11 protein-coding genes are annotated in these 15,348 nt (G+C 55.2%); 8 read left to right on the top strand and 3 right to left on the bottom strand.

What is annotated here, in order from left to right; translation table 11 throughout:
* The first annotated feature begins 11 nt into the window (after window positions 1-11).
* The 8 genes from C1722_RS00990 (at window position 12) to C1722_RS01025 (ending at window position 12,270) form a co-directional block, all read left to right on the top strand.
* Window positions 12-1,445 (top strand): helix-turn-helix transcriptional regulator, encoded by a 1,434-nt coding sequence (locus C1722_RS00990; protein WP_102377606.1) that lies wholly within the window; start codon window positions 12-14, stop codon window positions 1,443-1,445.
* Window positions 1,446-1,675: 230 nt separating this feature from the next.
* A complete protein-coding gene (locus C1722_RS00995) occupies window positions 1,676-4,168 on the top strand; it encodes a molybdopterin-dependent oxidoreductase (RefSeq protein ID WP_102377607.1) in 2,493 nt (830 codons plus the stop codon).
* A gap of 13 nt (window positions 4,169-4,181) precedes the next feature.
* Entirely contained in the window at window positions 4,182-4,523 is a 342-nt protein-coding gene (locus C1722_RS01000; RefSeq protein WP_102377608.1) for a 4Fe-4S dicluster domain-containing protein, read from the top strand.
* Window positions 4,524-4,724: 201 nt separating this feature from the next.
* A complete protein-coding gene (locus C1722_RS01005; protein WP_102377609.1) occupies window positions 4,725-5,990 on the top strand; it encodes an MFS transporter in 1,266 nt (421 codons plus the stop codon).
* A 213-nt stretch (window positions 5,991-6,203) separates the two neighbouring features.
* Window positions 6,204-7,517, top strand: a complete 1,314-nt coding sequence (locus C1722_RS01010) for an MFS transporter (protein ID WP_102377610.1) — start codon at window positions 6,204-6,206, stop codon at window positions 7,515-7,517.
* 227 nt (window positions 7,518-7,744) lie between these two features.
* On the top strand, window positions 7,745-10,306 hold the full coding sequence (locus tag C1722_RS01015; RefSeq protein ID WP_102377611.1) for a molybdopterin-dependent oxidoreductase: 2,562 nt from the start codon (window positions 7,745-7,747) through the stop codon (window positions 10,304-10,306).
* Window positions 10,307-10,332: 26 nt separating this feature from the next.
* Complete coding sequence (locus C1722_RS01020; RefSeq protein WP_102377608.1) at window positions 10,333-10,674, top strand: 4Fe-4S dicluster domain-containing protein; 342 nt, start codon at window positions 10,333-10,335, stop codon at window positions 10,672-10,674.
* Window positions 10,675-10,779: 105 nt separating this feature from the next.
* Window positions 10,780-12,270, top strand: coding sequence for a helix-turn-helix transcriptional regulator (locus tag C1722_RS01025; protein WP_180994969.1), 1,491 nt, complete (start codon window positions 10,780-10,782; stop codon window positions 12,268-12,270).
* Here the strand turns inward: C1722_RS01025 and C1722_RS01030 are convergent.
* From C1722_RS01030 to C1722_RS01040, 3 genes are all read right to left on the bottom strand, one after another.
* Entirely contained in the window at window positions 12,267-12,713 is a 447-nt protein-coding gene (locus tag C1722_RS01030; RefSeq protein WP_102377613.1) for a hypothetical protein, read from the bottom strand. The genes C1722_RS01025 and C1722_RS01030 overlap by 4 nt on opposite strands.
* Before the next feature lie 117 nt (window positions 12,714-12,830).
* The gene (locus C1722_RS01035) at window positions 12,831-14,351 is read right to left on the bottom strand and encodes a hypothetical protein (protein WP_102377614.1); all 1,521 of its coding nucleotides are present in this window, start codon (window positions 14,349-14,351) and stop codon (window positions 12,831-12,833) included.
* Window positions 14,352-14,477: 126 nt separating this feature from the next.
* The gene (locus C1722_RS01040; RefSeq protein ID WP_102377615.1) at window positions 14,478-15,005 is read right to left on the bottom strand and encodes a SufE family protein; all 528 of its coding nucleotides are present in this window, start codon (window positions 15,003-15,005) and stop codon (window positions 14,478-14,480) included.
* Between the last annotated feature and the right edge of the window lie 343 nt (window positions 15,006-15,348).

The raw sequence follows: 15,348 nt of genomic DNA on the forward strand, positions 1-15,348 counted from the left end.
GGGTTGATCATATGGCAGCGATCGAAACAAAAGGAACGTCGGGGCTGGGCGCTCTAAAACTCGGAATGGACGCCTTGGCGGGTTTTGTCGGGTTCGGATGCGCAATAGCATCGGTACTCGGGCTTTACGCTGTTGTGCCCGGTCTCGTGACGGCGGCTGGAACCGACTGGCTGTGGATAAGGCTCGTATATGCGATATCGATGGCGGTTGGCTTTTTGGCTGTGAGTTTGGGAGCCCATGCGATAGCGCGGCATAAGTGCATCGTTTTGATAGCCGGGTCAGTAGTGGGCGTGAGCGCTATGGCGTTGGTGCTGTTCGTACCTGCCGGGCCTCGATTCTTGCAATTATCCTGCCATAGTGCGATAGCCGTGGGCATGTCGTTTCTTGTCGTTCAGTGGTTCGGCTTCGTTTGCTCGCAGCCGTACCGAATGGTTTTAATGCTTGTTGCGGTGGGCGTTGCTGCGGGTATCGGCGGTTGCTTGATCGAGGGGTACCTTGTTGACGGTGCTGCTCGGGTGCTGCTCGTTGTCGTGTGGGTGGTATCGCTCGGATGCATGGTCGCCCTGATGCGTTTTCGATCGGGAGATGCTTTACCCCCGGCGATAAGCAATAAGGAGTCCGATAAGCGCTCGAAAATTCTTTGGACCTCAACGATCATGCTTTCGTTCAGCAGTTTCGAGTTCGGTTTGGTTGTCAGTGTTGCCTCGGAGACGGGAGCCGCTACCTGGTGCCTCGTTGCCGCTTTAGGCGCTGCGGTGTTGCTAGCCGTTGATTGGGTGGGCAAGAGGGTTATAACGGAGAGAAGCATGTCGCCGATAACGCCCCCGCTCACAATGCTCTCCTTTGTTACGATGTTCCTCTTCAACGATCTGGTCCAGGTGGCGGCGCTCTGTTTTCTGTCAGCGCTCTTTTCCATCTATACGGTTTTCGGCTGGGCGGCTATGGCGGAGCATGTTCGCATTTCGCGGCTTTCTCCCTTGCATACGTTTGCAAAAGCGCGGATTCTCGACTATCTTGCCATGGCGGGCGGCCTTGCATTCGGTTTCGTTGCCTTCTCTATGGCTGCGAACGGCGGGCTTCTTGCCGTGCAGGTATCTGCGGTTGTCGCCATAGCCTACAGTTTCCTCGCGGCGTTCTGCCACAAAGCGCGATTTCCCGAGGCAGGTGTTGAGGACGTCGGACATGTGTCCCTTCCTGAAACCAAGGGGCTTTGGAAGAAACGTTGCCGTGCGGTGAGCGAACAGCACGGCTTGTCTGAGCGGCAGTACGAAGTGCTCGTGCTGGTTGCTCAGGGTCGCAACGCGAAGTACATAGAACAGACTTTGATGATATCTCTCAGCACCGCTCAAACCCATATTCGCAATATCTATCGTAAAACAGGCGTTCATTCGCGCCAGGAGCTCCTCAATCTCATCGAGGCCACCAAATTGTACGGCGAAGATTGATTTTAATGCTCTCGCGCTTTGGGTATTAGGGGCTGAGGGTCTTAGTCGGTCGTACCTATAGAGAAGGACGTTGAGGCTTATCTTTCCGCATTTGGCGAGGTCGGCTATCGTCAAAACCTAGGTATCGACACGAACACCAAGATCGCTACGATGACAGCTGCTTTTGAGCCAAGCTATCCTTCGCGTCAATGGCGCCATCATACGCCAGAGACGAGAAGGAGGAATGGTTCATGGCTGATTATCAAGAATTCTTGGACAGCGTCGACCGTAAAGTCTACCATGAGGGCGAGGTTACCTGGGAGGAAGACGGCTACACCGTTACGCGCACGTACAATTACAGTGCTCCCGGTTGCCACGACTCTTGCGGTGTTCTGCTGTATACCAAGGATGGAAAGCTTGAGAAGGTCGAGGGGGATCCGCTTGATCCGTATGCGAACGGCAAGCTTTGCATGCGCTGCCTCGATTTGGAGGAAATGGTCAATCACCCTATGCGCTTGAAGTACCCCATGAAGCGCGCTGGAGCGCGCGGGGAAAACAAGTGGGAGCGCATAACGTGGGATCAAGCTCTCGATATGATCGAGACGTACATCAAAGAGGAAATCGACGATAAGGGTCTCGGCCGCGAAGCTATCCTTGTCGGGCATGGTACGGGTCGCAATATCAACTGGCAGGTGCCTTTCATTGCGGGTGCATGCTTCAGGACCGCGAACGTGGGCGGCATCTACTTTTCCGGATGGTGGTGCTACATGCCCCGCGTGTGCGGAGCCGCCGGCCCTCTGGGCGACTATCCGATCGTCGATGCTTCTGAAACGCTGCCAGATCGCTACGCGAGCGAAGAATGGGTTCGGCCCGACGTGCTTGTCGTATGGGGTAACGAACCGCTGAAGTCGAACGGTGACGGTTATCTAGGCCATTGGCTTAACGTGTGCGTGCAGGCGGGAACGAAGGTTATTTCGATCGACCCTGTGCTTACTTGGTGGGGTGCGCGCGCCGAGTATTGGCTGCAGCCCCATCCTGGTACCGATTGCTGCATAGCCCTTGCTTGGCTGCACGTCATCATGAACGAGGATCTGATCGACCACGAATTCGTCGAGAACTGGTGTGCGTACTACGACGAGCTTAAAGACCACGTACAACAGTTTACCCCTGAATGGGCGGCTGAGATTACAGGCGTTTCCGCCGATGACATCGTTGCCACGGCGCGCATGTACGCAAACGCCGACCGCGGTGCGATCCAGTGGGGCCTTGTATTCGATGCGGGCACGCGCTCTTCCATGCATTGGACCGAAGCGGTTTGCGATCTCATGGCAATCTGCGGCAATATCGAAAAACCGGGAACCCATGTACTCGTTCATAATTCCTTCGACATCAATGCGGGCTACTCGTCGGTGGACCTGTATGCGGATCCGAAGGCGCTTGAGAGGAAATTCCGCAAATGGATGGTAGGCGATGAAGGCCTCGACTTTGTGGGCATGTCGAACTGCGATGCTATGGCATCGGTACTCGAAGCAGGGATGGTTCCGGCTACGGGCGAGCCGTATCCGATCAAAATGCTTTGGGCTCAAAGCTGCAATGCGTTTGCCGGCCACGAGGGACAGGCGCCGCGTGCGTACAAATACATGTCGCAGATACCGTTTATCGTGTATGCCGATCCGTTCATTACGCCGACTATGGTGGCTATTGCCGATTTGATTCTACCCGTATCGATGTCGGTCGAGCGCGATTCGGCTCGTACGTGGTGGACGCCGCTTCGCGCCATGAAGAAGGTGACGAGCTACTACGAGGCCAAGTCGGATGAGGAGATAGCGCTATGGCTCGGAAAGCGGTTGAATCCCGAGCTGTTCGTGCGCTGGGATTCCGCTGAAGATTTCATCAACGACTACCTGCTTACCGACCTTGCGGTTGTGGGACCCGATGGGAAAGTGAAGAAGGCGAACTTCTCGGCTGCGACCGATGACGAATGGGGCCATACTTCCGTGACAGACGATAGCGGCCCTTCCATCACAACGAAGTGTCCCTATACATTTGATCAGTTGGTTGAAGCTGGCGGACACGCGTATGACGAGTGGAACGCTACATACAACAAGCACGAAAAGGGTATGTTGCGCCCCGATGGGCAAGTTGGCTTCAATACGCCTTCGGGCCGTATCGAGCTTGTGCCGACGATTTTCCAAGCATGGGGTATCCCCCCGTATCCGGAATACACCTCAGCGCCCGAAACATGGGAAACGACGCCTGAAGTTATGGAAGAGCTGCCGTTTTACATGATCAACGGTGCTCGCTCATACGAATTCTTCCACACCGAGCATCGCCAGGCGCCGACCATGCGCGAATTTCATCCGGAACCGCGGGTAAAAGTTTCCCCGAAAACGGCTGCCGATTACGACTTGCATGACGGCGATTGGATTTGGATGGAGAACAACGAGGGCCGATGCAAGCAGATGGTCGAAGTGTTCGAGGGCATTCCCGACGATTGCGTTTCCGCCGAGCACGGTTGGTGGAAACCTGAGGAAGAAGGCGCTGCGCCGCATTTGCATGGTTGCTTTGACTACAACGTGAACAATCTGACCCGTAATTTCCAATCAGGTCCGGGTGGCATCGGTTCTCCGATCAAGTGCACTCGTTGCCGTATCTACAAGGTGCAGGAAGGCGATGTCATGCCGGGGGTTCAGATCACGCAGCTTGGCGGATGGCGCAATGACTACGAGCCCATGCAGGCGTAAGGAGGAGACTATCATGACCAAGGCGATTCTCATCAACTACGAGTACTGCACGGGCTGCCACTCCTGCGAGGTGGCCTGCAAGAAGGAGCTCGGCCTGCCCAAGGGCGAGTTCGGCATCAAGCTCACCGAGACCGGCCCCTGGGCCTACGGGGGCAAGTCGGGCCCCGAGAAGTGGGAGTGGACGTGGCTGCCCGTCATCACCAAGGCCTGCGACATGTGCGAGTCGCGCACCGAGAAGGGCAAGATGCCCATGTGCGTGCAGCACTGCCAGGCGTGGTGCATGTACTACGGCGAGGCCGACGAGCTCGTCCGGAAGATGGACGGCGAGACGCGCTGGGCGCTCTACACGAGGTAGCAAGGTTCGGGCCGCGACTGCTTGGGCGCTTCTTCGGGCGGTCGCGGCTTTCGGGTACGGAAAACCGTTGTTGGATGTCCGTTCAGACGGGCTGTTCGACGCTTCCGAAGGACTCAAAGGCATGCGGGAAGGAGCGTGGATGCAAGCGGCCGCCTTCGGGGGTATTCATTGGGGGTTTCATTCAATAAGGAGGTTTAGGTTATGTCTACCGATATTGATGCTCGTAGCAAAAAGAGGGCGATGCTCGTATTCGCAGGCTGCTGCGTTATGCAGGCTTTCGGCTTGGGAACCGTTCTGAACTCTTCCTCGGCTTATTTCGCCATCGTCCCCGGCGCGTTGGGCGTGGACATGGGCGTGTTCGCAATGTGGATCACGTGCTATGGCATCGCAGCTCTGTTCGGTACGTTCTTCGCGGGAATACTTATCCCGAAGTTTGGCGCGAAGATCGTTATTTCCACTGACGTCATCATCACCGCATTGTGCTGCGTGGCGTTCACTTTCGCCGATCCTACGTGGTCGTGGCAGTTCATGGCCATCGGCGCTGTTATGGGTCTGACGGGCGGCATGTACTTTTTGTACGCAACGCCGTTGCTCATGGGTGCATGGTTCGGTAAAAAGGTTCTCGGTCGGTATCTCGGCATCGCTCAGCTTATGTCTGGCGTGGGCGGAGCTATCTTTCCTCTCGTGTTCACGTCTTTGTCCACGGTTCTCGGTTGGCAGGGCGTCTATTACGTAAATGCAGTTTTGCTGCTGTGCATTCTCATTTTCTCGCTCACCGTTTTCAGCGAAGATCCGGCGAAGGTTGGTTTGCATGCTTACGGTGCCGATGAAAACGAGATTGCCGATTCGAAGAGCCTTCCCGGCGTTCCGCTCAAGTACGCTTTGCCGACATTGGCGTTCGTGCTGCTGTTTTTAGGGTGCATGCTTTCCGCATTCCCCGGCAGCTACAACTCGTTCGTACAAGCTAACGCCGTGGAGGTTCTCGGACCCGAGGCGCTGATCTTCTCGTCGACGCTTATGATCGCGCTGCAGATAGGCTACATCATCGCTTCGTTCGTGGGCGGCATCCTCGTTGACAAGATCGGCGTTCGCTGGTTGACGGTGATTCTCTATGCGATCCTGATTGTCTGCTATATCAGCTTCTCGATGGCAACGACCGAAATGGCTCTTATGGTGACGGCGTTCTTCTTCGGCATGAACAATGCTATCGTAACGATCTCGGTCCCCATGCTTGCACGCGAGCATTTTGGAATGAAGGCATACGACAAGATATTGTCGTACTGCATGATGGGGGTTGGCCTGTGCGGTTCTATGGGTGCTCCGGTTATCGGTATTATTTTCGATACGACTAAAACCTACAGCGGGTCGTTCCTCGTCGGCGCCGTAATCGCCGTGATCGCTATCGTTATCATATTGCTGTCGTTCGTTCCTGCGAAGAAGGTTAAGGAAGCTCATTGGGAATCGTAGGAAACAAGTGGAACCGCGGTCGCGATCGGCTGCGATCAAGTTCGAAAGGACTGCACGCATGGGATTGACAAAACCTCTGGTACTGGGCGGTTTCCCAAGGGAAACAGGACTCCATCTGCCCGGTCGCATGTGGTTCATGCCCAACTAGTCTCATACTGATGACCGCCTCCCGCCCAAGCGGGCGGGAGGCGCATAAGCAAGGAGGATTGTTCTGTGGCAGAGAAAAAGAAAGGCATCCATTACGCTTGGTGGATCGTAGCGGGATGCTGCTTTATGCAGGCGTGTTGCCTGGGCCTCATGATGAACTCGGCGGGAATTTTCTATACGCCGGTCACCGAGGATCTCAACATTGGGTTAGGTCCGTTAGCGCTGTATGTAACCGTATACTTCTTCGTCACGACTTTCACGTATCCGTTCGTGGCGAGAATTCTTCCAAAGTACAATATAAATATTGTTTTAAGCGTGGCTGTCGCCATATGCTGTGTTGCCATGGGACTGATGTCGACGTATACGTCGGTGTGGCAATGGTATGTTTCCGGCGCCCTGTACGGTATCGGCGGTGCGTTCGTGTTCGTGGTGGCCGCTACGGTTCTGATCGAAAACTGGTTCGATAAGAAGCGCGGTCTTGCCTTGGGCATTACGCAGTGCTGCTCTGGTATTGGGGGAGCGATCTTCCCTATCGTGGGAACGATGCTCATCAACCAGGTTGGATGGAGATCTACGTATCTGATTCTAGCCGTTGTCGCCGCGGTGCTCGTTCTTCCGTGGACGATGTTCGTGTTCAAATACAAGCCTGAAGACAAAGGCCTCAAGCCCTATGGTTACGAAGAGAAAAAGAACACCGAGGGTGCGGTTGTTTCCGCTTACCCTGGCGTCCCCGCGCGCAAAGCCCTGATTACCGTAGCGTTTTGGGCGTTGTTTTTGTACGGAGGCGTTGAGGCTCTGATGTCGGGATACAATACGCATTTACCGGGCTTCTCGGTTTCCATAGGACTTGGCGACATGTTCGGTTCCCAAATGTTGTCGTTGTCGATGATCGGGTATGTATTCGCAACGGTGATTATGGGTTGGCTGACCGATAAGATCGGCGTGATCATCCCATCGTTTATAACCTTGCTGATAACGGCTCTTTCCCTATTCGGGTTTGCCGTGCTGCGAGACCAGCTGCCCCTTTCGGTCTGCGCCTTTTTCTTCGGAACCAACTCGGTCATCATTACGATTAGCATGGCTACGCTCGTATCCGAGATATTCGGCAAACGCGATTATGCGAAGATACTATCGTATATACGCATGTCGGGCTGCATTGCGGCCTTCGGAAGCAGCGCGATCGGATTCGTATACGACGCGACAGGGCGTTTCGACATTTCGTTTTATGCTGGAGTTGCCATCATAGCCATTTGCGCGGTCTTGGTGCTTATCGCAGTGTCCCAAAAGAAAAAGATCCGAGAGACGCTTTGGATCACCACCGACGCCGGTCCGTCGGACGCGCAGGAGACGGGCTCTTCCGCAAAAGCCCAAACTACCTAGGAATCCCGAAAAGACAAGGTCAACCAACGGCTGATTGGAATAAGCCCCGCAGGCTAACGGCGGGATAAGGTTCTCATGCTCTCGGACTGCCCTCGTCTGCTAAGGGAATTAAGCCTTCGGATTTGCGATTGCATCCAATCGGTGCAATGCGGTTAGCGTGGCGGATCGCTACGATACGGCACGTTTTCACAAAACGAAATCGTTGGACGAAGAGAATAGGAGCAATCATGGCTGATTACCAAGAGTTTCTTGACGGGGTCGACCGTGAGGCGTATCACGAGGGGGAGTGGCGATGGGAGGAAGACGGATACACCGTTACCCGTACGTACCACTATTCGCCGCCGGGATGCCATACGTCATGCGGTATCCTTCTCTACACGAAAGATGGTAAAGTCGAGCGCGTCGAGGGCGATCCGCTCGATCCCTGCACGAACGGCAAGCTGTGCATCAAGTGCCTGACGCTCGACGAGTCGGTTAACCATCCCGATCGCCTGAAGTACCCCATGAAACGCGCGGGCGAGCGCGGGGAAAACAAATGGCAGCGCATCTCCTGGGATGAGGCCTACGACGAGATCGAGGCAAGGGTCAAAGAAATATGGGAGACCGATGGCGGCAACGCGATTATCTGCGTACACGGCACCGGAAGAAACATCAACTGGCAGGTTCCCTTCTTCGGGCAGGCCGCGCTTAAGACGCCGAACATCTCGACGTTCGGTTTCACAGGGTTTTCTTGCTATATGCCGCGTATCTGCGGGTCCATTGCACCGTTCGGAGATTTTCCGATCGTCGACGCATCCGAGACGCACGAGGATCGGTACAGCAATTCCGAATGGGTTCCCCCCGAGGTGCTTGTCGTATGGGGCAACGAACCGCTCGCTTCGAACGCCGATGGGTATATCGGTCACTGGCTCGTGCAGTGCGTTCAAATGGGTACGAAAATCATCTCGATCGATCCTCGCCTGACATGGTGGGGCGCGAGGGCCGAATACTGGTTGCAGATTCGTCCCGGTACCGATGCTGCGCTCGGGTGCGCTTGGCTCAACGTTATCATCGGCGAGGGGCTCTACGATGCAGACTACGTTGCATCTTGGTGCTCTGGATTCGAGGAGCTTGCGGAATCGGTAAAGGATACGACGCCTGAGTGGGCTGCTGAGATCTGCGATCTCGATGCGGATGAAATACGTGCATCAGCCCGCTTGTATGCAGGTGCCAAACCGGGAGCGATTCAATGGGGGTTGGCGTTCGATCAGCAGCTTTCGGCCATGGCGCTCTGTTTGGCCGGCTGCGATCTCATGGCCCTGTGCGGAAACGTCGATGTGCCGGGTGGAAACATCCTTGTGCATAATGCGTTCGAGATCAACGCCGGGTATGCTTCGGGCGAGAATCTGACGCCCGCAGAGTGGCGCGCTAAAAAGCTTAATAATAATTTTGCGCTATCGGTCGAGGGCGGCGATTTCGTAGCCCATGCCAGCTCGGATGGGCTATTGCAGGCGATTGAAGACGGTTTCCCGTATCCGATCAAAATGATGTGGATTCAATCTTCGAATACCTTGTCTTGCCCGAGCCAGGATGCACCGCGCGTCATGAAGGCGATGCAGAACATCCCCTTCATCGTGAACGCCGATCCGTACGTTACCCCGACGTCGGTTGCTTTGGCCGATATCATCCTTCCCGTCGCGATGAGCGCGGAACGCAATTCCGCTCGCACCTGGTGGTCGCCATGTCGGGCCATGGTGAAGGCGGCCGATTTCTATGAGGCGAAATCCGACGAGCAGATAATTCTCGAATTAGGGAAGCGCTTGAATCCCGAAGTGTTCGGGCAATGGGAAACCGATATCGATTGGCTGAACTGGTATCTCCACGACGGGACCGGATCGTTTTCTGCGACTACCGAGGCAACCGACCAAGGTGGCGCGAAGAACTCGGGTAAAACGCTCTTTACCGCATCATGGGACGAGCTCGTGCGCGATCCGAGCATGGTGGGCCATTGCTATGACGAGTTCAATGCCACATACAACAAGGCGGAGAAGGGGATGTTCCGTCCCGATGGTTCTGTGGGCTACGGAACCCCATCGGGGCGTCTGGAGCTTGCGCCCATGCTTTACCAGTATTGGGGGCTTAGCACGACGCCGTTCCATACCGAGCCGCCTGAGAGCCCGATTTCGACGCCGGAGCTGATGGGCGAATATCCTCTTATCCTTACCTGCGGCGGGCGTTCGTTCGAGTTCTTCCATTCCGAGCATCGTCAGCTTCCGACGATGCGCGAGCTCCATCCGCAGCCTCGTTTGCTCGTGAACCCCGCGACGGCCGAGAAGTACGGCATTCAGGATGGGCAATGGGTGTGGATTGAAAACGATCATGGCCGGTTCAAGCAGATGGCGAAAGTGTCACCGGTCGTCAACGAGAAGACGGTCCATGCCGAGCATGGCTGGTGGTTCCCTGAGACCGAACCATCGGCTCCGTATCTGTTCGGCACATTCGAGTCAAATCCGAACAACTGCACCAAGGCTTTTGTTACGGGCCAAGGAGGCGTCGGTTCTCCGATCAAAGGTATGATCTGCAAGATATATCCCGTGCGCGAGGGCGATACGATGCCCTACCAGCAGATTGCCGAAGCGGGCAATTTTCCGTGGTATGAAAAAGTCGAGTCTCCCCGTCAGGACGAGATCGATCGGTTCCATGCGGCTCTCGACAAAGGTATGGAGTTCGATGTGATGGCAAATCAACTCGTTGATCCGGCTTCGGGCGAGCGTATCGATCTGAAAACCGGCGCCAAGGCTGAGGCGTAGCGGACGAGTGCGGTAAGGAGACTATCATGACCAAGGCGATTCTCATCAACTACGAGTACTGCACGGGCTGCCACTCCTGCGAGGTGGCCTGCAAGAAGGAGCTCGGCCTGCCCAAGGGCGAGTTCGGCATCAAGCTCACCGAGACCGGCCCCTGGGCCTACGGGGGCAAGTCGGGCCCCGAGAAGTGGGAGTGGACGTGGCTGCCCGTCATCACCAAGGCCTGCGACATGTGCGAGTCGCGCACCGAGAAGGGCAAGATGCCCATGTGCGTGCAGCACTGCCAGGCGTGGTGCATGTACTACGGCGAGGCCGACGAGCTCGTCCGGAAGATGGACGGCGAGACGCGCTGGGCGCTCTACACGAGGTAGCAAGGTTCGGGCGCCCGACTTCGAGATCGGGCGCCTGTTCGCCCCGATGTAACCGAACGGCGATTCTGCGCGGGGGTAGCAATGGCCGAAAAAAGCAAAAAAGAGATGACGTTTGAGTTGTCCGCTGAAGGCGCTCGTGCACAAGGGCTCGTCGTGGGGTGCGTTGGGTACGGATTGTTTCTCAGCTGGATGTGGATCATATACTTCAGCAATTTCGCGGTGTCTTATGCGGGTATGGATGCCGACCATGCTTTGCAGTTGCGAATTATCATGCTTGCGGCGCTCGGCATCGCCCTGCCGATACTTGGCGCATGCGAACGGTTCTTCGTCTCTCGCAGGGGAATCGCGGTGTCTGCCCTTGCTTCGGTCTTTCTCTGTCCGCTCGCATCGGTTGCGGCTCTGCTGTTTCCCTGCGAGTGCACCAGCCAATGCGCATATTCCTGCCAATGTGCGGCGATGCTGGCGCAAGGGGTCGCATGGGCTTTTTCGGGGATCGGGTATGCGTTTCTCATGATTTACTGGGTCTGGTTTCTCGTGGCGTTGGGGAAGATGCCGAACCACTCGCTTGTTATCGCTTCGACCATGGTGGTTTCGTCCGCGGTCTTTTTTTCGGCCACGTTGCTGTTGCCTTCGGTGTCGGTTGCGGTCCATGCTCTTTTGCCGGCATTGTCGGTTATCTGCTCGATGTTTTCGCATCGGCGGCTGGCAACGGTAACCGTGGGGATTGCGATAAAGAAGGCGGTGCCCGAGAGAGATTTTGACGTGGCAAGCGGGAGGCTATCCAAGAAGACGCTGACGATGACGTGGTTTTCGGGTGTTGCGCTTGGATTCTGCGGACATACGGTGACCACGGGTTTTTACATCGCATGGGCCGATATGGTTCTTTCAGCCCTTTTCGTTGTTGCGTCGGTTGCCATGTTTTTCGCCGTAAGGCGCCACGGGGGATATAGATACGGCGATCTTTTATGGCTTTATGTGCCGGTAGCGACGTTCTGCCTTATCCCCATGTGCTTGGTTAGCGGCATGGGAAGGGCCCTTTTCGCCTGCATTCTCATTGCTGCGCTCACCGCTTACAGCTTTGCCGATCTTGACATGCTGGTCAAAGATATGTCGAGTGCCGCTTCCCACATTACCAAATTGATGGCTTTTGGCCGGATCGGCAACGTTCTCGGGCTTGCGGTGGGGTGGTTGGTGGCTGGCTTCGCTTTCCGTATGGAGTCATTGCGCCCGGATGCGTTTGTCGTAGCTTGCCTCGGACTTGTACTCGTTCTGGTTGCAGCATCGACCTACATGTTTCGGGGCTTGGGCTTTTTGTCGGCACCGACCGTCGTCACCAGGACGGCAGACGACCGGTATGAGCGACAGTGCTTCCTTTTTGCGAAAAAGTATGGGCTGACCGAGCGTCAGCTCGACGTTTTGCGGTTGCTCGGTCGCGGGCGAACGGCATTGACCATTCAGGACAAGCTGTTCATCTCGGAATCGACGGCGAAAACCCATATCTACAACATATACCAAAAAGTCGGGATCCATACGCAAAGGGAGTTGATGGAACTGCTCGACGCGGTAAACCCCAATGTGGACGAAACGCTGTTCTAGCGGTTGCGCGAGCGTTCGTATAGGCGGTACAGCCGTTCGACGAGCATGCTGAGCTTGGTCGTCTCGGCAGCCTCTTCGGGTGTGAGGTATATATCGAGATCGCGGTTCAACGCCATGATGAGCAGGATCTTCTTGGTCATGACCGCTGAAGTTCCCCCGCACTTTGCTTCCATGTCTATGCTCGAGAGCTCGGGGATCGAGACTCCGAGCGCCCGAGAGAGATTCATTTGCCCTAAGACGTTCAGGGAATCGGGCAGTTCGTCTTCGGGCTCGAGCAGCATGCGTATGCGGATGTACGACCGAATGGCGGTTTCGAATTCGTCAAACGTGGGGTGCGGTTCGGAGTTCAGGGACTTTGCGATCTTCTTCGCTTCTTTCTCTGCGGTTTCGTAACGATGTTCGAGCGCTCGGTCGCGTCGTCCCGGCCCCATGTTGTATTCCATGGTGGTGCCCCTTGCTTCGGTTTGCTTGATACTGATTGCGCTGCGGCGTTGCTCTCGCCTCCGCTACGACCGGATGAAACGGGGCCGTAGCGGAGGCTGCAAGCTTTCCAGCTATCGCTAATCGGTGAATTCCACGTATTCGATTTTCATCATTTCAGCAAGGAGTTTGAGATCTTTTCGATAGTCTCCGTATACCAGTGCGGTATGGTCTCCGAACTCGTTTTGCTCCATGAACGCCCCATCACGGTCTTTCAGGGGGAAGTAGGGGCCTTCGGGGCATCCGTAGCGGTCGTAGCCGGTGCCTCCGACGATTTTCGACTTGTATACGAGCATCCTCGTACCGGCGGGATTGAACCGCATCATGGTTATTTCTTCACCGATATGATCATTGAAGTCATAGCGAATCGTAGCGCCGAAGCCGGCATTTGCTGCGAAAGGCCCAACGCCATATTCGTCGTCGAGATCGAATCCATGCATCTTGCGGTTTGGCGTAGCATGCCAAGTGCAATACAGTTTGTTGGGGTATTCGTCCATGCATTCGTGGGGAGAGAACCACATTGCCCCGTAAATCTCCCCGTCCTCTATGACAACGGGCGTCGTGTTGGATTGATAGGGAGCTTTGCGGGATAGGCACATCATAACCACCATGGCATGCAATGCATTCATATCCCCCTCGCAAGCGGAGGGGATTCCCGCCTCATTGTTGAGCGAATGCCCGAGGCAGAAAGTCACCTGCTCGTGATTCAGGCGAGTGGTGGCGCAGCACTCTTTGCATTGCGCCGTGAACGAATTGCAGCCGAAGTGTTTCATGAGTTTACGGGTGAGGACATTGAACCGTACGGATTTCAGCAGCTTGTCGCGATCCATGAACACATCTTTAGCCCCGTCGAGCAGCTCATCGGCAATTTTTTCCGCTTCCGCCTCCTCATCTTTGCTAAGGTTGTAGGCTCTTCTTTCGGGGAGCGTGTGGTTGTTGAAGCCGTCGGATCTATCGAGCTGGTCAACAACTTCATGCAGGTTGACGGAACGTGCCGATACGCCGAAGTCGGCGGCAACCTCGAAATCATCGGTGAGGTATAGGTCTGATTCGTGGCGGATCATTTTGAGCGTTCTTGTATGGGCAAGCGCTTTCATGACTTTGATGCAGCGCAGACGGTCGCGGACGTCATCCCAGTAAAGCGTTGCATACACATTGTCGTATCCGCGGTTATGGGCATCGCAGACTTCAGACATCGTGATTGCCCCGGTGTCGGTGTGGATGAGTATGGGGCAATCGAAGTGCTGATAGACTTCGCGAGCCCAGAAGGGCATCGGATTGCCGTCGAGAAGAATTGCGTCGAACCGTCCTTTGAGCGCCTCGATTTCCCCGATAGTGTCTTGAAGAAGGTTGAATTCGTCGGAATTCGCAGCAAACACGGTGTCCATGAGTTCTATGTCTGGCCCAGAGAGCTTGTCGACCAGCTTCTCGTTGAACGCTTTAAGCCCGGCCGCTGCCGCCATTTCGTCGAACTCATGGGTCAATTCGTCCTTGTTGCCAAATCGGCAGGGACCCTCGTATGCGTAATCGTGGATGAGCGCTCCGAATACCGGCAGCACAACGCATTTCTCGTCGATGGGGCGTTTGAATGATACGTCCATTGATGAAGCTCCTCTCGCATTCGCCTGGATGCCGCATGCATCCCCTTGGAAGACACCTTAAGAACAAAGGAGACGGTTGGCACCGAAAGATGAGTGCGAAATCGAGGGAATTCGCCTATCGTACTCTCAGTACGAAACGGTTGATCGGGAAAACGTTTGGCCTTTCACGAACTTGCGGACTTGCTCGACGATGGTTTTATGCATCGCTGAAAGTCCTTTAGATCTGGGTGCATCAAGATACTGTTCGAGCATGGTTTTCGATACAAAATCGATTTCTGATTCGAGAACCGCATCGACGGGCTGCCCATCGAGCAGTCTGACGAGAAGGGCGGCAAGTCCTTTGACGATGAGGGCTTCGCTGTCGACCTTGATGCTGACGGTTCCGTTTTCAACGGTAGCAAGTATCCATGTTGCAGATTGGCAGTCTTCTACGGTTTCGGCATTCTTTCGGTCTTCGTTCGTGAACGGGTCGAGATAAAACGTCGAGTCGATGAGATACGAGTAGACGGAAAGCCAATCATCGAAGGAAGCAAGAAAATCAATGAGCTCGGCTTCTCGTTTGGCAATGGTATCGGCATCGTCCGTTTCAACGTATGCGTCGGCGCCCCCCTTCTCAGAGGCATTCTTTTTGGTATTTGACTTTATGCCAGGCATGACAACTCCTTGCTGTGGTGTTCGAATGCAGTATAAAAGGGGAAAGAAAGCGGGTCATCGTACTCTCGATGCAGTTTGGGTGGCCTGCATCTCGTATGCGCAATTGCGAGGGCTGAGGAAGCGCTCTCGACGATAAGACGCATCCTTAGCCTTTGGGCGTTAGCGATAAAGCAGCTTAGGCTCACGTACCTACATGCTCCGCATGAAGGCTAGTCTTTTCCTGTTTTCCCAGATCAGATATCGTCAATTCTAAAGTATGCATCAGAATACTCCGTTAGGTACGGCGACAACGGCCAAACGCGCACGCTATCCTTGCCCGCGACGGCGCTATATGCGTTTCATG

Origin of the sequence: Raoultibacter timonensis (assembly GCF_900240215.1) — a bacterium.
GTDB lineage: Bacteria > Actinomycetota > Coriobacteriia > Coriobacteriales > Eggerthellaceae > Raoultibacter > Raoultibacter timonensis.

Excerpts from the sequence above, each read along its gene's own strand:
- C1722_RS01015 (WP_102377611.1), top strand. The coding sequence starts at position 7,745 with ATGGCTGATTACCAAGAGTTTCTTGACGGGGTCGACCGTGAGGCGTAT.
- C1722_RS01005 (WP_102377609.1), top strand. The coding sequence starts at position 4,725 with ATGTCTACCGATATTGATGCTCGTAGCAAAAAGAGGGCGATGCTCGTA.
- C1722_RS01000 (WP_102377608.1), top strand. The coding sequence starts at position 4,182 with ATGACCAAGGCGATTCTCATCAACTACGAGTACTGCACGGGCTGCCAC.
- C1722_RS00990 (WP_102377606.1), top strand. The coding sequence starts at position 12 with ATGGCAGCGATCGAAACAAAAGGAACGTCGGGGCTGGGCGCTCTAAAA.
- C1722_RS00995 (WP_102377607.1), top strand. The coding sequence starts at position 1,676 with ATGGCTGATTATCAAGAATTCTTGGACAGCGTCGACCGTAAAGTCTAC.
- C1722_RS01025 (WP_180994969.1), top strand. The coding sequence starts at position 10,780 with ATGACGTTTGAGTTGTCCGCTGAAGGCGCTCGTGCACAAGGGCTCGTC.
- C1722_RS01035 (WP_102377614.1), bottom strand. The coding sequence starts at position 14,351 with ATGGACGTATCATTCAAACGCCCCATCGACGAGAAATGCGTTGTGCTG.
- C1722_RS01040 (WP_102377615.1), bottom strand. The coding sequence starts at position 15,005 with ATGCCTGGCATAAAGTCAAATACCAAAAAGAATGCCTCTGAGAAGGGG.
- C1722_RS01020 (WP_102377608.1), top strand. The coding sequence starts at position 10,333 with ATGACCAAGGCGATTCTCATCAACTACGAGTACTGCACGGGCTGCCAC.
- C1722_RS01030 (WP_102377613.1), bottom strand. The coding sequence starts at position 12,713 with ATGGAATACAACATGGGGCCGGGACGACGCGACCGAGCGCTCGAACAT.